The organism is Cytophagales bacterium, from assembly GCA_033344775.1.
Lineage (GTDB): Bacteria > Bacteroidota > Bacteroidia > Cytophagales > Cyclobacteriaceae > JAWPMT01.
Map to the genome: position 1 here is coordinate 428951 of JAWPMT010000005.1, position 24778 is coordinate 453728.

The 24778-nt window shown below is 39.6% G+C and carries 5 protein-coding genes; all 5 read right to left on the reverse strand.

The genetic code is table 11. From position 1 onward, the window contains the following. Positions 1 to 109: 109 nt before the first annotated feature. On the reverse strand, positions 110 to 1969 hold the full coding sequence (asnB, locus tag R8G66_19540; protein MDW3194581.1) for an asparagine synthase (glutamine-hydrolyzing): 1860 nt from the start codon (positions 1967 to 1969) through the stop codon (positions 110 to 112). Between the two features lie 194 nt (positions 1970 to 2163). Next, the gene (locus tag R8G66_19545; protein MDW3194582.1) at positions 2164 to 3225 is read right to left on the reverse strand and encodes an LLM class flavin-dependent oxidoreductase; all 1062 of its coding nucleotides are present in this window, start codon (positions 3223 to 3225) and stop codon (positions 2164 to 2166) included. A gap of 56 nt (positions 3226 to 3281) precedes the next feature. Then, on the reverse strand, positions 3282 to 16835 hold the full coding sequence (locus R8G66_19550) for an amino acid adenylation domain-containing protein (GenBank protein ID MDW3194583.1): 13554 nt from the start codon (positions 16833 to 16835) through the stop codon (positions 3282 to 3284). 343 nt (positions 16836 to 17178) lie between these two features. Further along, positions 17179 to 23493 carry an amino acid adenylation domain-containing protein gene (locus R8G66_19555; protein MDW3194584.1) on the reverse strand — a complete coding sequence of 2105 codons (6315 nt, stop codon included), beginning with the start codon at positions 23491 to 23493 and terminating at the stop codon, positions 17179 to 17181. Between the two features lie 279 nt (positions 23494 to 23772). After that, the gene (locus R8G66_19560; GenBank protein ID MDW3194585.1) at positions 23773 to 24735 is read right to left on the reverse strand and encodes a TauD/TfdA family dioxygenase; all 963 of its coding nucleotides are present in this window, start codon (positions 24733 to 24735) and stop codon (positions 23773 to 23775) included. Positions 24736 to 24778 lie beyond the last annotated feature (43 nt).

The window sequence follows — 24778 nt, forward strand, 5'->3', positions numbered from 1 at the left end:
TTTATCTTAAGTAATTATAATTTTTTTCTAAATGAGCGATTGTTATTGCTCTTTGATGATCAGAAATGGAGGCTGATCTGGTAGTAATCCTGATGACTTTAAAAGAGAATCAGTTAAAAAATTCATCCATCAATATTCCGAAAGTGATCACGGTGATCAATAGATCGCTTTCGAATGGTATGTTCAACTTGAACCCTTCCTGACTGTATTCTTTTTTAAGCTGTTCTATGCGGTCCGGATTAAAAAATCCCTGTTTCTTGATTAAATCGTACGAAAGAAGATCATTCACGTATTCGACGTTGTTTTGTAGTAAATAAGGGCTGCCAGGAGCAACGAAGCCAAATTTCTCCCTATCTATGACTTCTTTAGGGACAAATCTTGACGCCATTCTTTTTAGTATATATTTCTCTGTAAAGTCGTTGAGTTTTAATGAAGCAGGCACCTGAGTGGCGAACTCAACAAAATCCTTGTCTAAAAACGGGTATCGCACTTCCACTGAGTTGGCCAATGCCATTCTGTCGCCATGGTCGGATACCAAATGATCTACTAATCTGACTTTATAATCTATATACGACCTCTTACTAATCACATCCCGGTTACGAATCCTGTCTTTATTGATGACATGATGGTTCAGGCAATTTACTTCATCGAAAGAGGCGTTGAGATCATCAGAATACAACCCCCTTTTTATTTTTTCCAGCTCGGAAAAGTTGGTTTCATAAAACATGGACTTATCACCCCAGATCTTATTTCTGAGTTCTTCCTCTTCGGGGCTTGCTGCATTTTGCACCATGTTCATTGCCCTCATTTTATCAAACCTGTATCCTACATAACCAGCAAAAAGCTCATCAGAACCCTCTCCTGACAATATGGCTTTGATCCCTCTGGACCTGGTAGACGCAGATAACGAAAGTGAAGCGGTATTATAGGTTTCTTTGAGCGGGCATTCGCAATGATATATTGCCCGTCTCAGCCCTTTGCTAATGTCATTATAAAAGAACGTCTTTTTGTTAAGGTTGGAATTGCTTTTATCAGCCACCAATACTTGATAAGGTGTTTCAGAAATGTCAGATTGCGTAAAATCAATTGAAAATGCTTCTTTGCGCATATCCGGCTGCAATTGATTCACTTTCATGGTAATCATGGATGAATCCAAACCTCCACTCAGATAGAGTCCCATTGGGACATCCGCCCTCAACCTAAGTTTAATTGATTTTTCAAATAGCTCTTCCAGTCGGTTAATGTAATACTCTTCCGATTTGCCATTTAACTGTACTTCTCCCTCGGGGTAGATAAGATCCCAGTATTCATGGTTTTCTATTTTTCCATGCCTGTCAATTGCCAAGTAATGACCATTTTCCAGGCTATGGATATTCTTGAACATGGTTCTGGGACTTATTAAACCGGCAAATGTAAAAACCTGGTCAAGTCCTACAGGATCAACTTCACGTGATACCAGAGGGTGTTGAAGAATTGCTTTTATTTCTGATCCAAAAATGAATGTATTCTGAACGAAGGTGTAATGCAGTGGGCATATTCCCATTTGATCACGAGCGCAATAGAGGGCCTTTTTATTTTTATCATAGATGGCAAAGGCGAATTGGCCATTCAATTGTTGCAGTAAATCCATTCCGCATTCTTCATACAAATGAAGGATTACTTCAATATCTGATTTGGTTCTGAACTGATGGCCTCTGGATGTCAGTTGTTCTCTAAGTTCTATGTAATTGAATACCTCGCCATTGCATATAAGAATAATGGATTCATCCTCGTTCAAGATGGGTTGCATGCCCATTTCCAAACCGATGATGCTAAGCCTGCTAAACCCCAGGGCTACATTCTCGAATAAAAGTGTGTCTTGATCGTCCGGCCCTCTATGAAAGTGCTGGGCATTCATTTCTTTGATTATTTCATGATCTTCACCTGAAATTCTTTTATCGAATTTTATAAAGCCTGTTATGCCACACATACTATGTCAATGATGGTTTACATTCTCTTTAGCACTACCGTACCAAAGTGTCCGTGGAATTGATTGTTGTTTAATAATATTTTAAGATCCCTGATGTTGAGGCGTTAAGCTTCACCAATGAATGTATACAGGGGAAGGAAAATTCTCTATTCGAAGAGGATTCTAATTTTAGCTGAATTGTAAATTCATTCGGTTCAATGAACTCTTTCCTGAATGGGATGTGCCTGTAATTTCTGCAATGTCGCAAGGTTTTTCAACCGGTCAATCACCTTTGACGGTTCAACTCCAAAATCGACCAGACAAGCTATTTCGTCTATTCCAATTTCACTCACTTGTTCAACGAACGACGAGCAATGCTCTACTGTACCAATTAAAGCAGCACTTTTGCTATATCGCTCATAGGAAAATTTTAACATGAGTTCTTTGTCCTCTTCCGGGATATCGTCTGGATTGTATCCTGCTTCTTCATAGATGATTTTACTTAGGCTGGTGGCACTCTTCAGGTATTCAATGAATGGCTGTTCAACCGCTTCCCCAATATCTTCGCCATCATCACCAACATAGGTATGCAACATTAATGCTACTCTCCCTTCTTCCGGAGCGTATCCATTTTGTAATCTGGCCTCTCTGTATAATTGAACTTTTCTTGCCACATCTGCCGGTTCCTGACCCAACAGGTGCGTCAGTAAATTCGCTCCCATTTCACCTGCTTTGATGTAAGTCTGTTCGTTGCCCGCTGCAGTTACCCATATAGGCAATTCCTTTTGAATAGGAGCTGGGAAAATACGGAACTCTATTTCTTTGCCGTGACCATTTTCCCTTATCGTACTACCTCCTTTCCACAGTTTTTTTATCAGTTCAATCTGATCATACATGATCTGGTGCCGGTCCTGATAATTGTCCTTTGCCAAAACGAAATCATTACCATTCCAGCCAGAGGCAAATGACAAAGAAACCCTGCCACCTGACAGGTTATCCACCACGGACCACTCTTCTGCAATTCTGACTGGATCATGCAAAGGAGAAACCACACTCCCACTCCTTAACTCAATGTTATTGGTGATCATAGCCAGAGCGGAACTAATGACAGACGGATTAGGGAAAAGTCCTCCAAAATCGTGAAAATGACGTTCTGGTACCCATACGCCACTAAGGCCATTTTGGTCCGCGTATTTAACCAATTCGGTCAATAAGTGATATTTGTTTTCAGCTTGAACTTCATAATTAGAAAAAAAGAAAAGGCTAAAATCTATCATGTTGGTTTCAGTTATTTAATGGACTTAATCAATAAGTTTATGACCCCTTATGGAGGCTATATGGTCTGATCTTGAAAGTCTTCTTCTAATTCAATTTCTTCAATGACTTGTTGAGGGTCATTTGAAATTACATGGAGTATGTTCCGGTAATACCCCATAAGCAATTCAATGTTTTCATCATCATACAATTCACTACTATAGACAAAAGCCACATTGATCTTTTCATCTATTTCATCAACTTTTATGACGAATTCATACTCACCCTTTATTTGTTTCCCCACACTGAAAGGAACGAATTTCAACTTACCGAGCTCTTCCGTATGATCGATTGCATTCGAAAAGGAAAAATAATGATCAAAAATGGGGTTTCTTGACAGCTCTGCATGACTTTCATTGACCATACCTACCATCTGGTCAAATTGAATATCCTGATTATCGAAAGCCTGGAGAACACAGTCTTTGACCTCACTTAAAAAGTCAAAATAAAAATTCTCAGGGTCGACACTGATCCTCAATGGTATCACGTTAACAAAGGTCCCTACAATATCCTTCCATGCAGTCTGGGTTCTTCCATGTGCCTCGGTCCCAATGATAATATCTGAATTTCCAGACATCTTGTGTAGAAGAATATAGTAAGCTGACAGAAAAACCATAAAATCCGAGACATTGGTTTTAACCGCAAATTTTTTAATGTCCCTAAGAAATTGATCGGTAATATCAAACTGCTTATAATCCACTAATTGGGTATTCGCAATATTCCGGCTTTGTATCGTAGGCAGATCAGTTCTTACGATTTCACCCGACAGCTTTTGCTTCCAAAAATCTTTCTGTTGACTTAGCTTTCCTTTAATGCTATTGATCCAATTGGCATAATCTTTATACTGGAATTCTAACGGGGTGATTTTTTCTCCGAAATAGAAATTCTTGAAATCGTTAATCAATACGTTGAGAGAAATGCGATCCGAAATAATGTGGTGTATATCAACGAACAGGAAATTACCGTCTTTACTTTTCAATAAACCACATCGCATCATGGATTTTCCAGATAGATCAAATGGTCTTATGAAATGTTTGAATGCTTCTTCAACTGAATTGAATTTGTTTCCATCAATAATTTCCAGATTAAAAGTGAAATCCTGATTTACTTTTTGGATGACCCCTTCATCTAACAGAATGAAACTAGTTCTTAAATTATCATGCCGGTTAACTAATTTCTGAAAGGAAGCATTCAACGTATCTTCATCTATTTCTCCTTTAATTTCCACTGGCATCGAAATATTAAAAGACGTATTTTCATTATGCAGCAAATGTTGATAATACATCCGCTCCTGGGCCGGAGACGCAGGATAGAATTCTTTTTTCTCTACTTTGGAAATTTGTGTACCATCTTTTTGTTTATGTTCTAAAATAAGATTCGACATTTCAATGATCGAAGTATTCTGAAAAATATCTATCATGTTAAGTCTGACAGAAAATTCCTCATAAATTCTATTGATCAAATGAAATATTTTGATCGAATGCCCTCCTATTTCAAAAAAGCTACGATCAGTACCAATCTGATTTTTCTCCAATTTCAGGACATCAGCCCATATACTCACCAGTTTGCTTTCTGATTCATTTACAGGTGACAGACCACCTTCCGTAGCACTAAAATCTGGTCTTGGCAACGCTTTTCTATCCGTTTTGCCATTCGGTGATAAAGGAATTTTATCCAGTTGAATAAAGTGAGGTGGGATCATGCTATATGGCAGATTGCCATTTAGGAATAGCCTTAATTCATCTAAATCGACGGACTCATCACTTACAAAGTACCCACATAAAATCTTTTCTCCATCTATATCTTCTATCGTGGAAACTACTGCCTCCTTTATAGCAGGATGCTTCAAGATATTTTCTTTTATATCATCTAATTCAATACGAACTCCGTTGATTTTTACCTGATTATCTATTCTACCTAAAATCTCGAATTCGCCGTTATCATTGATCCTGCCAAGGTCCCCGGTCCTATAAATCAGGTCATCTGTGTCCTTTGAAAAAGGATTAGGGAGAAATGACGCTTTGGTTTTCTCCTGGTCGAGATACCCTAGCGTTCTGTACGGGGTTCTGACATAAACTTCTCCAATAGCTCCATGGGGACACGGATTCAGCAACGTATTGTCCAAAAGCATCATTTGTGCGCCCATTGTGGCTTCAACAGCAGCGTGCTCTTTAGTAATATCTTCCGGCTGAATTAGATGAAAGGATTTGATTATAGTGGTTTCTGTTGCCCCATATAAATTAACTAGTTGAACACGGTCTCCAAAAATTTCATACCAATGCTTCAATTCGGATAGATGTATCTTTTCTCCTGATAGAAACAAATAATTCAGATCACTAAATATATTTTTCTCTATCCCTCCCTGTTGAATCAGCTTAAAGAAACTCGGGACACAATGTATGATGTTTATCCGCTCGGAGGATATCCATTCCTTTAATTTTCGGGAATTAGCTACTACAGATTCATCCGGAATACAGACGGTTCCTCCTGAACACAGAGGAACGAATATATCTTTTAGAATGGCATCAAACCCCGGATTGCTGAATTGACTGAATCTAGCTTGTTCAACTCCCTCAAACTCAATTAGGTACCAATCAACAAAATGTACCAACCCTTGATTTTGACCAAGTATTCCTTTGGGAGTGCCGGTGCTACCGGATGTAAAGTAGATATAAATGGGGTCATCCAGTTGGTAGTTATTTTTATGCTGAACAGGTTTTTCATTCTGTTTTTCAATTTCATCAATGGTTATCCATGTAATGCCATCATTTAATGAATCCAGTTGTTCATATTGCTCAGGCTTCTGATCTGTAATAATGTATTTGGTTCCTGTATGGTCAACCATTGAAGATAATCTCTCCATAGGCATCAAGACCTCTAATGGTACAAATGACATCCTTGATTTAAGAATACCCAACATGGAAGAAATCAGCCAATGACGGTCTTCAAGTAGAAGACCGATATTGGTATGTTCTACTATATTGTAATCAAGAATTGCATTGGAGACCTTGTTTACTTCGTTTTCAATTTGTGCATAGGTGAATGATCTTCCATTATACTCTATCGCACAATTCTCACTGTACTTTTGAAAGCTATCGCTCAACCTTTTTTGAATAGGAGCGATATCAAACGCATTATTAAGATCCTTAGAGAAATTTTCCCTTATTGAGACATACTCTTGATCATCGTACAAGGAAACATTTTTCACTAACGTATCCGGATTCCGGATGATCGAATAAATAATGTTCTTTAAATGCGCAGAAACATAATTCACCAACTCATCTTCAAATACATTTCCATTATAAGTGAATTTTACTTCAAATTGATCAGTCGGAGTGACTGTCAGATTGAAATCATAATTGGTCTGAACTGAATAGGTTGAATTACTTATTTCAAACGGATTACTGATTTTTTTACCCGAAACATTAATTTCCTGGGAAATAGGTATGTTCTCAAAGGTGATGATATGATTGAATAAATTCCTCCCCAGTCCACTTAAAGATTGTATTTCTGACAGAGGATGATAGTGATGTCCCTCTCCTTCTAACGCATGCTCTTGCATGTCTTTTAGCAAGTCTCCTATCTTGGAGTTTGGATCATATTTTATCCTAACCGGTATGGTATTGATGAATAGGCCTACCATATTTTCAATACCCTCAATTTCTGCCGGCCTACCTGATACTACTGTACCGAAAACAATGTCGTTAACATTATTGTATTTTGTTAGAAGGTACCCCCACGCAAATTGAAATAAAGTATTCGCGGTAATGCCATAACCCTGAGCGACTTTGTGAAACAAACTTGTTTGTTCTTGACTCAAGACAAGTTGCCTGGTTTTATGGAGGTAGGGTAATGCCTCAACAGATGTCGTTTCCTTTTGAGGTAATACCGACACACTTTCATAAGAAGCTAAATAGTTACTCCAATATTCAGCAGATGCTTCTTGATTTCTTTCCTGGAGCCATTTAATATAACCAGCATATGGATTAGACCTGGGTAGAGTTATCTCCTTGTCTTCGACATAACTTAAATAAATCGTAAAAAACTCATTGATAATAATGCCGATGCACCAGCGATCCATTAATATGTGATGATGACTCCATATGAGTGAAAATTCGTCCTCAGCTACCTTCATCACGGTCAAACGCATCAAAACATCATTACTAAGATCAAATTTTCTGTTTTTATCTTTTTGCCTGTATTTGGCAATCACTTCTTCCTCTGATCTTTCTTTAATATCGTTGCTTATGTCTGCATAGGTAAAGTCTATCTTCTGCTCTTTTAATACAACCTGAATGGGTCGATCATAATTTTTGTGCAGAAATACTGTCCTTAAAATATCATATCTCGAAATCAGGAAATTCATACTTCTTTCCATGATTCCCACATCCAGTTTGCCTTTTATGGTACCGGTTGTTTGTCCAAAATAATATCCCTCCTCCGTATCAAGAACAGAATGGAACAGAATTCCTTCCTGCATAGGCGATAGCGGATAAATGTCCGAGAAATCATATCGTCGTTGAAGGTTCTGAAACTCAGTATTGCTTATTCCTTTATAAGTCAAATCGGACTGAGTCAATTCCTGCTTGTCATAAGTACCACAATACGCAATGATCTCTTCCAGCTTTTCTTTATAGCTATTAACAAAAGCCGTTATACTTGCTTCCGAATACTGCTCCGAGCTATAAGCCAGGGTCATTCCTAATTTTCCGGATATCACACTCCCGGATATGTCCCAGTCATAGTCACTTAATACTTCAGTGTTCGAAGCATTTTTTCTTTTCTCCTCTCGGATTATTGAATAAGATCGGTTCTCCGTATCACTATCAAACTGCCCCAGGTAATTGAACAGTACTTGCGAACCTGACTGGCTATTCTCCTCTATTGCCCTAAAGTCAGAAACAAAGTGTTTCGTGAGGGGGTAATCAAAACCATCATTTGGAATATTTCTCAATCCTTCTTTTACACTTTTAATCAAATGAGATAAATCACCATCTACTTTCCCCAATATCACAGGATAAATAACTGTAAACCAACCTACGGTGCGACTAAAATCAACATTGGGTATCTCCTTCCTCCCGTGATTCTCCAGATCTACCTGAATGGTCTTGTTTCCATATTGACGTTCTACGCTTAACAGTAAAGCAGCCAATAGAAGATCATTGATCTGTGTCCCAAACGATTGGTGCACGTTGGTTAATAGTTCGGCGGTTTGTTTTTGATCAAGGGTAAACGAAGCGAATTTTCGATGTTTTCCAGTATTCGTTCCATGCTCATTATCCCTGAGCAACGGCTCAACCTTCAGGGATTCAAAGTCGTTCCAAAATGCTTTTGCTTCATAAAAAGCATCCGTCTTCATATATATTGAAAGCTGTTCCGACCATGACAAAAAGGAACTGGTTTTCTTGGGCAACGTGAGTGGCTCCTTTCGCGAGATCTTCTGATATAAGCTTTCAATATCCTCTAATAAAATGCGCCAGGATACTCCGTCAACTATTAAGTGATGAATAGTGATAAACAGACGACTACCTTCGGCCATTTGAAACAGGCCTATCTTCATCAAAGGACCTTCTTCCAGGTTAATGCTGGATTCTATTTTATGGCAAATGTTTAATAGGGATGTGGAAATGTCCTCAGACGCTTTGAGGTCATGCGCCTCCATCGAAAGGGGTACATCTGCACCCAGATTCTCCTGAACGAGGATATCTTTTTCTTCTCTAAACACCATTCTGAGTGAATCATGATGCTTTTGAATCAATTGGAAAATGCTGTTCACATTTTCTTCTGATATCCCCTCTGCAAAATGCAACATCACTGACTGGTTATAATGATGCTTATGCTCCAGTGATCTGGTAAAAAACCATTGCTGAATTGGGGTTAGAGAGGAGCTGCCTTTAACTTCCGATTGATCGATTACAGAAGTCAGGGGTTTCAATTTTTTAGACAGCTTTTTCACTGTTTGATCCGTGAAAAGGTCTTTCACAGACATCTCATATCCTGCTCGACGTATTCGTGAATTTATCAGGATTGATTTTATAGAGTCTCCTCCTAAAGAAAAGAAGGTGTCGTTAATACTTACCGGATCGACGGACAGCACCTCTGACCATGCTTTCGCCACGATTTTCTCTTCAGGAGTCACCGGAGGCTCAAAGTCCTCCTGGTCAATTTGCTCAGGATCAGGCAAAGATTTCTTATCTAATTTACCATTGGTCGTGAGGGGCCACTCTCGCAGGTGTACAAAGAATGAGGGAACCATGTATTCCGGTAAACTTGCCGATAAGTGGTTTATCAATGAATCCGCAGGTATTTCCGAATCGGATAAATAATAACCCACCAGGTATTTATCTCCTTCCTCTCCTTTGTCTTTGCCAAGGACTATGGACTCATCAATTTGATCATAGGTTGATAGTTGGTGAGCTATCTCATTTAATTCTATTCGATGGCCCCGAACTTTCACCTGATCGTCCGTACGTCCTTTGTATAGTACGTTGCCGTCGACACTCATTTGTGCAATGTCCCCGGTCTTGTACATGATGGCCCCTTCAATGAAAGGATTAGCCATAAATCGCTCTTCAGTCAATTTTTCATTGGACAGGTAGCCCCTGGCTACGCCTGATCCCGATACATAAAGGTCGCCTTGTGTCCCTGCTGTAACCGGATGCAGGTATTGGTCTAAAATATAGACCTGGGTATTATTCACCGGACCACCAATCGGAACAGTAGATAAAGATTCTTCTGGTGTAAAACGATGGATCATACATCCCACGGTAGCCTCTGTAGGACCGTATTCGTTATAGATCTCTACTTTACCATCAAACCTGTCGTATATAGCTCTGGCTAAAGGTGTTTCCAATTCCTCCCCGCCAACGATCAATTTTCTCAGCTTGGATGATTCGAGTACTTCAAAATCTAAGTCTCTCAGTATTTTCAAATGTGAGGGAGTCAGTTTCATGATCTCCACTTGTCCATCCCTGAAAATTTCCTCCACGGGTGAGCCATTGTCATCTCCCGGGTACATGACAATGCTATTACCGGTAATCAACGGAGTGAAAATCGAGGTGACGGTCAAGTCAAATGAAATAGAAGTGTATAATCCGAAAGTTGCCGCTTCTCCACTGAGATAATATTTCGATGCCCAGCTTACATAGTTCATCAGCGAACTGTGTTCGATCATTACACCCTTAGGCTTTCCCGTAGAACCTGAAGTGTATATCACATAGGCTAAATCTGAACCCTTGATTTCAACATCTGGCAATTTCTTATCAGACACAAGCGCTTCCGGGCTTTTATCAGGATTTATAAAATCGGAAATAATAGCACAAGGCACCTCTTGATAACGCTCTTTAGTTACCATCACTTTTAGGCCAGCATCTTGTGCGATTGTCGTGACATAATCCTCAGGATAGGAAGCATCAATGGGAATGTACGCTGCACCTAACTTTAATATAGCAATTATGCAGGGAACTAAATGTTCATTCCTGTCAAGTTGTACCCCGACCAGGTCACCCTTTCCGACTTCTTTCTCATGCTGCAGGTAAAGAGCAATGTTGTCAGATAGCAGGTCAAGCGCCTCGTAAGTAATTTCCTGATCACCACATAGTATGGCTTTATTATGGGGATTTTCTTTGACTTGATTTTTAAATAAGGCAAGTACGGTTTGTTCTTTGTTATAGGCTACTTCGGTCTGATTAAAGTCGTATAATAAGTGCTGTTGTTCTCTATCGTCCAGTATTTCAATGTCTGAAATTTTGATGTCAACATCTTCAATAATGGCCGCTACAACATTTTTGAAGTACGTAACAAATTTTATGACAGATTCCTCTCTGAATAAGACACTTGAATATCCCATTCTGAGAAATATTTGCCCATCTCTTTCAACAGCAGTTAAAATGAGGTCAAACCTGGATGACCCACGTTCGAAATCAAACGGAGCCAGCTCAAGGTTCGGTATTTTTAGTTCGGGTTCTTTAAAATTATGAAAGTCAAATAGGACATCAAATAGCGGGTTACGCCCGAGATCTCTTTCAACATTGATGGCATCTATCAATTTTTCATAGGGATAATCTTGATTTTCTAGACCATCAAGTACCCTGGATTTCACAGACGCCAGGAATTTCCTGAAACTTAATTCTCCTTGGGGATAATTGCGCATAGGAAGGGCACTGACAAACATACCTACCATCTCCTCTAAGTCTGCATGCTGATGGCGACCGGCGACCGAAGTACCCACTACAATATCTTCCTGGTTGCTTAGCTTGCTTAGCAGAACATTATAAAGAGATAGCATAACCATAAACATGGTGGCTCCTTCTTCTTCTGCCAGTGATTTTAGACTAGTCGTCTCATTTCTATCTAAACTAAACTCAACTGTATTTCCCTCATTTTTATTGACAGATGGCCGCTCAAAATCAGTTGGTAATTCGATCGGTTCCAAATCTTTCGAAAACTCTTTGATCCAAAATTCCTTTTGTTTTTCGAGTTTTCCCTGCTGCTCTTCCGAATGGTTCCATTCTGCAAAATCCTTATACGTCAGCTTCAGTTCGGAGAGAGGCTCATCATTGTAAAGAGCCATAAAGTCATTAATAATGATGCTTTGGGATACGGCATCCATGACAATATGGTGAGCATCAAGCACCAATAGATGCTCATCAGCTGATAGCTCCATTAATCCTACGCGGATCAGTGGCGCAATGCTCAAATCAAAGGGGCGGATAAATTTGCTGATACTCTCTTCGGGACTATCTGTTCCCTGTTCAAAATAATCAACCTTAAAATCCACTTCATCTTTGACTTTTTGCACCGGCTCTTTATCCAGCGTTTCGAAGAAAGTCCTGAAGCTTTCATGACGAAGGATCAATTTTTGGAAAGTCATTTCCAACTTTTCCTTATCGATGCTTCCTGACAGCTTAAGTGCATGCACTTCATTGTATGCAGTACTTTGCTCATCAAGTGTCTGTAAAAAATACATCCGCTTTTGAGCCGAGGACAGCACGTAATGTGCCTGATCAGCAGCCTTAGGAATATCATGCTCCGTCACTTGCTCACCGATATCATCAGACAGTTTATCCGTAAGCTCGCGAATGGTGGTATGCTTGTACAGGTCACCAATTGAAAGCTGAGTACCCACTTTTTGATTGATCCGGGCCACCAAGGTCATCCCTTTCAACGAATCTCCACCAAGTTCAAAAAAATCATCGTTGGCGGTCACTCCCTTTTTCCCAAAGAATTGTGAAAATATTGCTATCAGTGTCTTTTCAAGACTTACTTCCTCAATTGGCTCTGTAACGGGTTCGGATGAAGTTGTAAGCGATTCTACAATTTTCTTGTACTTGCTCTCATGTGTCTTAATCGCTGCATTCAAATCCCCTTTGTAAATGATATTCACCGGTACTTTGCTTTGCAAGCATTTATGGAAGCACACAGCACCTTCTTTGGGGGAAATCCCCTGCGAGGTTTCTACATCGATTTGATGGATATTTTTAGTCTCTTCTCGTTTCTTCTTTGCTTTCACGGTCATACCGACATCCAGCCAATCGCACCAGTTGATGGTAAAAGCGTGAACATTCATTTTCTTTTGCGCAAAGAGCGAATAGCTTTCTAAAAACTCATTTGAGGCATTGTAGGCCACCTCACCAAACTTTGATTGGTAAAATACATTTCCTATTGAAGAGAATAATGCGATAAAATCCAGCGATTCGAATCCCAAATATTTTTCAAACAGCAGTAGGCTTTGGACTTTTGAAGCCGTGTATTTTGTGAAGTTTTCCTTTTCTCTATTTAAAATTATTCCCCCGGCATCTATCTCGCCTGCGGCCCAAATCAAGCCATCCAGTTTAGGATATTCCTCCTTTATTTTTATTGTCAGATTTTGTACCTGGTCTTCTTCAGCAACATCAACTTGATACAAGTCAACCTGGCCTCCGGCCTCCTCCATCTCTAATATTTCCCGAATTCTTATGGATGTGGGTTCTTCTTTTTCGTTGTTCAACAACCAATCATTCCACTCTTTTCTTTCAGGAAATTTTGAACGATGTACCAGTAGTATATGTGCCTTGTATTGATTTACCAAATCTTTGGCTATGGTGAAGCCCATTCCCCCGAAGCCACCGGTGATTAAGTAAGTGCCATTTTCAACTATTTTAATGGCTGATGCTGTCTGCTCATTTTCAGGCAATGCCTCGAATGATTGAACCCATCTTTCTTTATACCGATAAGCTATGAATGCCGCGTTAGAATCGTAAAAGATTTCATTGATTACTTTAGGCAGGTAACCGTTTAGTGATGTTTCGCTCTGAAATGGATAAGGAATATCTATAACCTTACAATTAATGTCCTGTATTTCAGAAGGTATTACTTTGGCCGGACCAAGAATGGTAGCTTTTAGCGGATTTATTTCATCATCTTCCGTGACATCAGCGATATGATTATTTATTACAGTTAGGTTGATCTTTTTTGTCTGAGGGATCTGTGTGATTGACTTTGCCAGATAGGACAGCCCCATGTAACCTAGCTCGAAATTTTCTTCTAGGTCCTCGTAGCGGTGGCTTTCCGCAAGCTCACTCAATGCCGCGCAATAAATAACATTATTTATGACAAGACCTTCTGACTTACTTAAATGATTCCAAAGGTCCGAGGCATCTAAAATATTGACCTTAAATACATGGTCTTCGGTTTTTTCGAATGATTCACCTGGTCTTACTTCAATAACTTTTTGTCCTGAGGAAGCTAAATCACGAATTAAAGGTTCACTGAAATTTTCATCTCCCGAGATCACTACAATACACGACTCATCCTCTAATGGGATGGCAATTCCATTCGGCGATATAGATCTCTTCCAACTAGAAGTATAGATGTAATCATCATTTCTATGGTTAGGTGTTTGATGTGTTTCATGCCCATTACCTGTCAGTAATTTCTTGGCATCCACGTTGGCGGTATAGGAATTCTTCTCAAAAGAATAAGCTGGAAGCGCAAGCCTCCTCCTCTTTTCATCTATGTAATAATTATCCCAGTCAATCTTAATTCCATTCAACCACAACCGCCCTACTTTCTCAATCAGATATTTCTGATCATTGACCTTTTGCCTGGGTTGCCTGACCGTGTTTACTACATGATATGCTTCGCTTGATGATATGGCATCTTCCACATAATTGGATAAGCTTCTTCCCGGACCTAACTCAATGAAAACAGCCCTGCCTTTTTGCTTTAAAGTTTCTATCCCCTTTAAAAAATGTACTGTACTTCGAAGGTGTCGACTCCAATAAGAAGGTTTTCTTATCTCCTCATAGGTTATGATTTCACCATTGATATTGGAAATACAGGGTATTGCTGTTTCATTGATTTCAACCATCGACAGCTCCTGCTCGAATTCATCCAATATTTCATCCATCATATAAGAATGAAATGCATGTGAAGTATGCAGCTTTTTGCAGGTATAACCCTGGCTCAAAACTTGTTCTTCAAATTTATCCAGATCGGTTTTTTCTCCTGAGACAACTAGAGAAGTGCCGCTGTTGATGACCGCCAAATCTATATTTTCAGTTTCATCCAACAGTGGTTTTATCTGCTCCTCACTGGCATTGATGCTTAGCATACTGCCTCTCTTAGCTTTGCTCATGAGTTCTCCTCTTCGAACTACCAGTCGCAAAGCTTCATGAAGGGTAAATACACCACTTACACATGCTGCGACATACTCTCCAATACTGTGACCTATCATATAATCAGGTCTAACTCCCCACTTCATCAACAGGTGGGCCATTGAGTATTCAATGATGAATAGTAAGGGTTGTGCGTATTGGGTATCGTTAATGTTAGAGGTGGCTCCTGAATCATCTCCTTGATCGGCGAATAGAACAGAACGGAGGTTCCCTTCGAAATACAGGTGAGCAATTTCTAAACACTCCTCCACTTTGTCCCTAAATACTTTTTCTTTCAGGTACAGGCCCTTGCACATGTCCACATACTGAGAACCCTGACCAGAAAACATGAATACCACATTTTGCAGGTCCTCCTGTGTATCTAGAGTCCGCTGCTCAATGGATTGACTGTCAGATAAAATGTTGATTGCATCATTTCGATTCTCACAAACAAGCATTTTTCTGTGCTTGAAATGAAATCTCCCCTTTTGCAGTGTATAGGCTATATCCTGTACTTCGGAATCAGTATTATTTTTTAGGTGTGCTGTAAACTGACTTACATTCCTCTCAAGGCTGCTTTGGGTCTTTGCCGAAAGCAAAATCAGATGATAATCCCTGGCTGGCGTGGATGGTTCCATAACCGGAGGTTCTTCCAAAACAACATGTGCATTGGTACCTCCGATGCCAAAGGAACTGACACCTGCCCTTAGGGGCCCTGAATTATTTGACCAATCTTTTAAGGTATGATTGACGAAGAAAGGCCCGTCAGTGAAATTGATTTTTGGATTGGGTTCTTTGAAGTACAAACTCGCAGGGATCTGCTTATTTTTAATAGCCAATATCGTTTTGATAAAACCGGCCACACCTGCTGCGCTATCCAAATGACCAATATTTGACTTCACCGAGCCGATGGCACAATATTTTGAACTGCTTTTACCAAAGGCTTCATTCAAGGCTTCAATTTCAATGGGATCTCCTAGCTCGGTAGCTGTTCCGTGGGCCTCTACGTAACTAATGCTATCTGAGGATACACGAGCCATCTTATGCGCCCTTTTTATGGCTACACTTTGACCTTTGACACTAGGAGCAGTATATCCAACTTTATCATGACCATCATTATTGATCCCCGTTCCTTTAATAACGGCATGAATATGATCACGATCCCGGATTGCGTCTTTCAGTTTTTTCAATACGACTACACCAACTCCTTCACCTCCGACCGTACCGCTGGAACTAGCGTCGAATGGACGGCATTTCCCATCTTTAGACTGGATCATGCCCACCTGATGTATGTATCCCTTCTTTGAAAAGTTATGTATGGTGACTCCACCTGCCAAAGCCATGGTACACTCCCCTAATAACAAGCTACTGCATGCCTTGTGAATGGAAACCAGGGATGATGAGCATGCAGTCTGGATAAAAATTGAAGGACCTTTTAAATTCAATTTGTAAGAGATCAATGAACTTAAAAAAGTGATATTCCTTAAATGATGGGCCGAAAAATCATTAACCAGGCCTTCTCTGTTTTTACTATAGGAATGCAATTCCCAATTAACATTGGGAGATCCAGCTGCGAATAAGCCAACTATATTTTTATCATTGGGGCTGCTGTAACCACTATCTTCCAACGCTTGCCAGCAACACTCATGAAATATTCTGATCTGCGGATCCATCAATTCCGCCTCATCAGGTCTGTAACCAAAAAAATCAGAATCGAAATACGCTTTACTTTCTAAATATGCACCTGCTTTAACATATGCTGCATTCTTGATTGCATCCGCACTTTCTCCCTCTTCTAAAATTTCTTCAGTACTGAACTTGCTGATACAATCTCTCCCATTCTTTAAGTTATCCCAATACTGTTCTATATTCTCAGCTTTCGGAAACCTTCCGGCCATACCAATTACAGCAATTTCCAGACCTGTATATTTCTCCATTTCTATTTTGTTATGCAATCGAAAATTTCCTTGAACTGGTCAAGGACATGAAATGATTGGGTTCCAGCTTAGTCGGTGGTACCTCAAATTGTTTTATGAATAAACCCTGAATGGTCATGATAGATCTAACAGCCACATTTGGCCATGAGAAGGTCTGGGATTGATTCCAGATTCCTGCTATCCATTTTTATTCTCATTATACCAGGGAAGCAATTGAGTAAATTTTGATTTCCTGATTTAGTGACGTAACCACCTCTATCAAAAATTTTATGACGTAAAGCCCTGAGTTGATGAGCTTATCCTACCTTCAAAACCGCCAAGCTGAAAAGGTGACAATGCCAGATTAAAAGTTATTTAGGAGATTGACTGTTTCACTCATTTGCTCCAATCCGCTCTCTACATCAGCATCGATATCATCAGAAGATTCTGATTCTTCCTTTTTATCTAAATAACTTGCTATTCCCGAAATAGAAGGAAATTCAAACATCTTAGCTAGCGGTATAGAAACATTAAAGTGCTTTTCAACTTTATTGGTCATTCGAATGAGCTTCAAGGAATTCCCACCCAAGTCGTAGAAGTTCGTATCAACACCAATATTTTTCACTTCTATGGCCAATATGTCTGACCATATTTCCACAAGGACTTTTTGAGTTTCGTTTATCGGCAAAGTATGTTTTATCGTCTCACTAATTGCCATACCAGCAAGAGCGGATTTATCCAATTTTCCATTGGAATTCCAGGGCATTTTTTCTAAAGAAACATAAAATGCGGGAACCATATACTCCGGCAAACTATCCTTTAGGTATCCTCTGAGTACAGTGGGCTCAAGTTTTTTTGATGATACATAGTACGCCACCAAAAAATTATCTCCATTTTTTTCCTTTTTCAGTACAACAGCTTCCTGGATGTCCTCATGAGTGCTCAATTGATTGGCAATCTCCTGCAGTCCTATGCGAAAGCCATTTATTTTAACCAGATCATCGTATCTACCTACAAATTCAATGTTTCCTTCAGGTCGCCATTTTGCATAATCTCCGGTAGCATACATTTTACGACCTTTGACAAACGGGTTGTCGATAAACTTTTCATCTGTGAGTTTTTGATCATTTACATAACCGCTGGCCAAACCTTCTCCACTGATGTATAGCTCTCCTTTTACTCCTTTAGGCAACAATTTCAATTGGTCGTCCAAGACATAGAGCCACGTATTTTTGATGGGTTTTCCAATGGAAACGTGTTGTTTGTTCGCCTCACTTTCCGTTACCTGGCCAAGTGTTGAACTGACCGTGGTTTCAGTTAGTCCGTATTTGTTGTAAAACTTATAATCTTTACTCAGCCTGTTGGCCAGCTGTACCCCACACTCCTCTCCGGCAGTGATTATTCGCTTAAGGCTATTTGGCTTGTGCAACTCAATGCTTTCTAAATAGGATGGAGTAGTATGAAGGTAAGTGATTCTTTTTTCAGTGATGTAGCGATTAAATTCACCATTATCAGCAATGGTCTGTTTGTTAATTAACACGAGAACAGAACCACTGCATAATGCCATCCAAATTTGTTCCATTGAAGCGTCAAAACTGATCGTTGAAAACTGAAGTATCTTCTCTTCCTCTCCAATGTCCAGCTGCTGTTGCATCGATGTGACAAGATTTACCAGACCCTGATGTCTTACCATTACCCCTTTAGGTTTTCCGGTAGACCCTGAGGTATAAATGATGTAAACTAGATTTAAAAGGGACTCTTTTATGGGTAAGTTTTCCTTAGGCATGGTGGGTAACTGCTCATCACCCATTTCAACAATATCTATGTATTTTTCATATACATCAACATGCTTTGGCTCAGTCAATAGTAACCGAGCGCTGCTTTCATTTAAGATGTGTCTTACTCGTTCCTCAGGATGTGTACCATCTAATGGTAAGTAAGTACCTCCAGCTTTCAGAATACCGACCATCGCAATGATCATATCGAAGGACCGCTCCAACATTAGCCCGACGATACTCCCTTCTTTCACTCCTCTGCGCACTAAATAATGCGCCAATTGATTGGCCCTTTCATTCAACTCGTGATAGGTAATTTGATCATCGTTGAATTCTAAGGCTATCTTATTGGATGCTTGTTTCGCCTGCTTTTCAAACAAGGAAATCACGCTCTTTTCTTGTGGGGGACTGACCTGTGTATCATTAAACTGATGTAGGAGTTCGTGTTTTTCAGATTCACCCAGAACATTGATATCTGCTATTCTGACATTATCATCTGAAATAACAGTCAACATGATTTTCCTGAAATATGATTTAAACCTTTTTATCGTCTCCGGTTTAAACAATTTAGCAGAATATTCCAGTCTGAACGAGATTTGATTTACATCCTCAAATGCAGACAGGCTCATGTCGAATTTTGATGTTGTGCGTGTTTCACGAAGTGGTTCCAGCTTTATTCCGGGAATCTTCAACGCGGACTCTTCCACGTTTTGGAACACAAACATCACATCGAATAAAGGATTACGACCTTTATCCCGTTTTACATTTAATGCGTCAATGAGCTCTTCATAAGGGTAGGCTTGATTATCAAAATATGTTAGCACTTTTGCTCCTACTGAAGACAAAAACTCTTTAAAGGCCAGGTCTGCTTGAAAACGGCTTCGCAATGGAAGCACATTGATAATAAAACCAACCATATGCTCCAGGTCAGGATGTGATCTTCCCGAAACCGGCACACCTACAACAATATCGTCTTGATTGGAGATTTTAGATAATAAGATATTGTAAAAAGCAAACAGGAGGGTAAACATGGTGACACCTTCTCTTTCTGCTACCGATCTCAGCTTGATCGTTTCTTCTTTACTAAAATCAAAACTGATTGAGTTTCCTTCATAACTTTTCACCAAAGGTCTGGTATAATCCGTAAGCAATTCAATTGCAGGAATGTCTCCTGAAAACTCGTTGAGCCAAAACTCTTTTTGTTTGGCTATTTCCTTCTCTTGATTTTCACTTTGCTGCCATTCTGCATAATCTTTAAATTGTAACGGTAGTTCAGGGAGTTTCTTCTCATTATAGATGTCCATAAACTCCTTAATGAGAATCTGTTGTGAAACACCATCACCGATGATATGATGTACATCTACTGTCAAAATGTGCTTTTCAGGCGATGTTTCTATTAGACCTACCCGCATTAAAGGTGCCTCCCCCAAATCAAATGGTCTTACAAAACCTTCTAACGAATCCTGGACGCTATCTTCGATGGCAGAAAGGTGCTCAATCTCGAAATCAACCTGTGGTGATATTCGTTGTACAGGTTCTCCATTTATCGTTAGAAACGATGTACGTAAGATGTCATGACGAGCAATAAGTTGCTGAAAGGCATGATTGATTTTTTCTTTATTCAAATCACCCTCCATCAGGACAGAAGTTCCTCCATTATAAGCAATTGAAGGTTTATCAATTTCGTAGAGGAAGTACAATCGTTTCTGTGCCGAGGATAATTTATAATACTCCGCTGATGCCGCTCTTTCAATAGCAGCATACTTTTTGGTCTCCTTGGATTGGATATAAATTCCCAGATCTCTTATCGTCTGATAATTAAAGAAATCGTTGATCGGAACCAGCACATCAAATTCTTTCAGCACCCTGTTCAACATCAAAACGATCTTTAGAGAATGACCTCCAAGATCCAAAAAGCTTTTGGTTACGCTTAATTTGTTGCCATCCAATTTCAAAACCTCAGACCAAATCCCAACAAGTTTTTCTTCAGTACTATTGACTGATGTTACCCTTTCCTCTTCTATCTCTATTTCGGGTTGGGGTAACGCTTTTTTATCGAGTTTACCATGGGAGTTAAGGGGCATTTGATCCAAATGCATATAATAATGAGGTACCATGTATTGAGGTAAACTCTCGGAGAGATGGCTTTTTATCTCATCATTTTCTATTCGGTCTGATGCCACATAATAGGCCACAGCGTGCGAATTTTCATCCTCTTCTCTGATGGTAACTACGGCTTCTTTTATAGCACCATGTGATAGAAGATGTTTTTCTATTTCTCCTAATTCGACCCTATGCCCGTTAACTTTTACCTGATCGTCCTTCCTTCCTTTAAATACAATCTCACCGTTAAAACATCTTATTGCAACATCTCCAGTTCTATACATTTTTTCACCCTTGATGAAAGGATTCTCAATAAAATGCTGATTTGTAAGTTCTTCTCCCCCAACGTACCCTCGTGCCAGGTTGTCACCAGCAATAAATAATTCTCCGATCATTCCTGTCGGAACATGTTCCAGGGATTCATTCAACAAATAAATCTGCGTATTGTTGATGGGATGACCAATAGAAACTGATGTTGTCGTTTCCGTCGGATCAAATTTATGAATCATGCACCCCACTGTCGCCTCGGTGGGGCCATACTCATTGAATATTTCTACATTTCCTCCGAATTTTTGGTAGATATCCCTTGCCAGTTGTGTAGGAAATGCTTCGCCTCCGACGATAAGCTTCTTAGTCCTTTTTCCAGCCAGGGAGTCCGGGTCTAAACCATCATTGACGATTTTTAAATGTGAGGGAGTGAGTTTTATGACATCAACGTCCTCACTATTGATAATTTTTTCTATGAAGTTCGATTCATTTTCCTCGTAGACCATGATTTTATTACCGGTAATCAGAGGAGTGAAAATCGATGTAATGGTCAGGTCAAAGGAAATTGAAGTATATAACGGGAAAGTAGTCTTTTCATTTTTAACGTAATTTCCCGCGGCCCACGTAATGTAATTCGCCAACGATCGGTGTTCGATCATAACCCCTTTTGGGGTACCAGTGGAACCTGAAGTATATAATACATAAGCCAGATTTTTGCTATCCAACTTTTTAGCTACAGGTTCAACAGGGAACTTAATGATATCCTCCAGACATGTATCCAGATCGAGTATAACAGCGCCAGTGGCAAATACTTCCTGATACCTTGCCCTCGTTATCAAAACCTTTAAACTTGAGTTATTTAAGATAGCCTTTACTCGATTTTCAGGATAGCTGGGATCAATTGGAACATATGCGCCACCGGCTTTTAAAACTCCTAAAATAAAAGGCACCAAATACTTCTCCCGGTCAAGCATCAATCCCACCAGGTCTCCTGTTTTTACCCCCTTCACTTCCTGTAAGTATGAAGCGATGTGATCAGAAAGGGCACTAAGTTGTCCATAGGTGAGCATTTCTTCACCGCATTCCAATGCCAGGTTTTCGGGAAGTTTTTGAGCCTGTTCTTCGAATAATTCTACTACCGTATTTTCATAGGTCGAATTATACTCGGTCGCATTAAATTCCTCTAAAAGTCGTAGATCGACCTGATCTAATTTTCCGGAAATCTGCCCTACTTTTTTGCTGCAATCATCTAAGATATCATTGAGAATCGATGTATAGTTGAGTGCCAATGATTTTACAAATTCATCGCTTATCAGGTTTGACTTGTACATCAATTCAATTTCCAATTCTTCCTTAAAGAAGACGGTAATTACCAATGGTGTACTGGTGTTTTCTCTTACGTCTCTTAATTCAACATAAAAATGATCATGGTTGATGATTGATTCTTCATCGAGAGGATAGTTTTCTATCGCTATCACCGAATCATATAAATCATCAGTGGCTTTTATGCCAAGGAATTGTTTGATGTCAGGATAGGCGGTTCCGGTATACTGACTCCTGCTAATTATAGCAGAGTGTACATTATTTACCACTTCCAGGAGACTGTTTTCACCGGAGGTTTCAAGCCTAAGGGGGATTGTATTAACAAAATTCCCAATTGTTTGCTCCATACCTTTTATGGCACTGTCACGATTAGAAACGGTGGTGCCAAATACTACGTCAGAGGAGTTATTATACTTCTGTAACAGTAGGCCATAAGCCGCATAAATAACAGCTGCTTGTGTGACTTTGTGTTGCGTGGAAAATGCCTTGAGTTTGGTGGCTGAAGTAGTAAAAAGTTGTCTTTGGGTTTGTCCAAGGTCTATTTGTTGAACATGGTTATTTAAGAATAAGGATGATGCTTTATGGTTCTCCAAATAGTTTTTCCAATAGCGCTCTCGTTCATTGGGATCGATTTTTTGACGAAGTGCTCTTTGAACCGTGTTGTAATCAGGTTTTGCATATAAAGCTGGCTTTTTGGTAGTAATTAAATGTTCGTAATGTCCGAATATCTCTTTCAACAAAACGCCATTACTCCACCCGTCGTGCAAAATGTGGTGATAGGTAATGTTTAGAACGAAGGATTGATGATTCAACTGAATTAATTGAACCCGGAACGGTAAATCGTTTAGATCAAACCTTTTACTCCAATCGCTGTTGGAATGTTCTTCTACCAATCGCTGAATATCTTTTGCGTTATTTTTTAAAAGATCATAATACGAAAAATCAATGTGGTAATTTTTGAGCACTATTTGCACTGGTTTACTCACCTTCTCCCATCTAAATACAGACCTTAATGCCTCATTATTTAATTGCGTATGGTTGATTGCTTCTCTCAGTACATCCTTATTGAAGTCGCCTTTTATGTTAAAGGACAATTGGACGTTGTATAAGTTATCATCGGTTTCTTTGAGAAAATGATATAACAATCCCTTTTGAATAGAATTCAATTCAAAAATTTCCTGAACATCTGATTTTTGTATTTTATTCTTCATTGAAAAGTTGTCTAAAGATTCACCGTTAAATGCTCTTCTAGTCTATTTCTTGAATAAGGGTTCGAGTTGAATAGGCCCGCTTCCTCAAAGACCGAATTGTTGCTCTACTTTACCGTGGTTGGGATGTTAGATTGTTAGATCAACAGGTACCTGGTTAAAAATGAATTGAGGTACCTGAAAACCCGAGTTATAGGCTAAAATATGATGATCCAGGACCCCTATTTGCTACCGGATTGAAGAGATCAAATAGAAGTACACTGATTAGTCAATTTGAGACGCTCAGGATACGGCTTCTTTCAGACTGTAACTTCTTGCCATGCCTACAAGCGTTTTTCTTTCTCCCTCGAAAGGTTCTCTTCCGTGGGTAAATAACATATTATCAAGAAGGAGGAGATCATTTTTTTCCCATTGAAAAGAAAATTTGGTGCGTTCATAAACTCCTCTGATAATGGAAAGCGTATCAGCATCGATAGGAGTACCATCTCCGTAATAGGCATTTCGGGGAAGGTTCTCTTCTCCAAGGAGTTCCAACAAGCTCTCTCGCAATTCTTCGTTCAAATTACTGACATGAAATAAATGCGCTTGATTAAACCAGAGCTTCTCCTTGGTTAAAGGATGTGTGATGGCTGCTTGATTGACTTGCCTTGTTCGCAAACCATGTTCGGTCCACTCAAATTCGATATCATTATCTCTACAATATTGTTCAACTTCATGCTTATCCTCCGTTTGAAAAACTTCTGTCCAGGGCAGATCAATACTACCATAATTGCGGACATACATTACATTTTTCCTTTCAAATTCTTCTCGTATTTCAGCAGGGATTTGTTCATACGCAACCCTGCTATCTGAAATTGGGGTGTTGCCCATCCTGCTTGCCGGAGTAACACACAAAAACCCGATACGCATCGGCCAGGCATGAGCGTAGGCGTTTTCATTATGTTGAGGGATGGTTTCCGAAGCATGGTATTCCGTAGCCGTATAAATATTGTTTTTCATTTCAGTTCTTGGAGTCGACCGATACGTGTATGACGCTAATTCTTCTCCAAAAAGACCTGTTAGTACGCTTCCAAACTGCTCACTCGGAATATTTAAACCACGGACCAAAAGCAGCCCCTTCTGAGACAGCCAGTTTTCGATATCTTCTTGATTCTCCTCTACCCATTGTCCAAGTGTTAACTCATTATTTTCAATTTGGAGCAGCATTTCTTTACCTGCTATTTCCTGTATGTCGTCAGTGATCATAATTAATTTTTGTTATGTTTTTGTAATAGGCGCTTAGGGCATC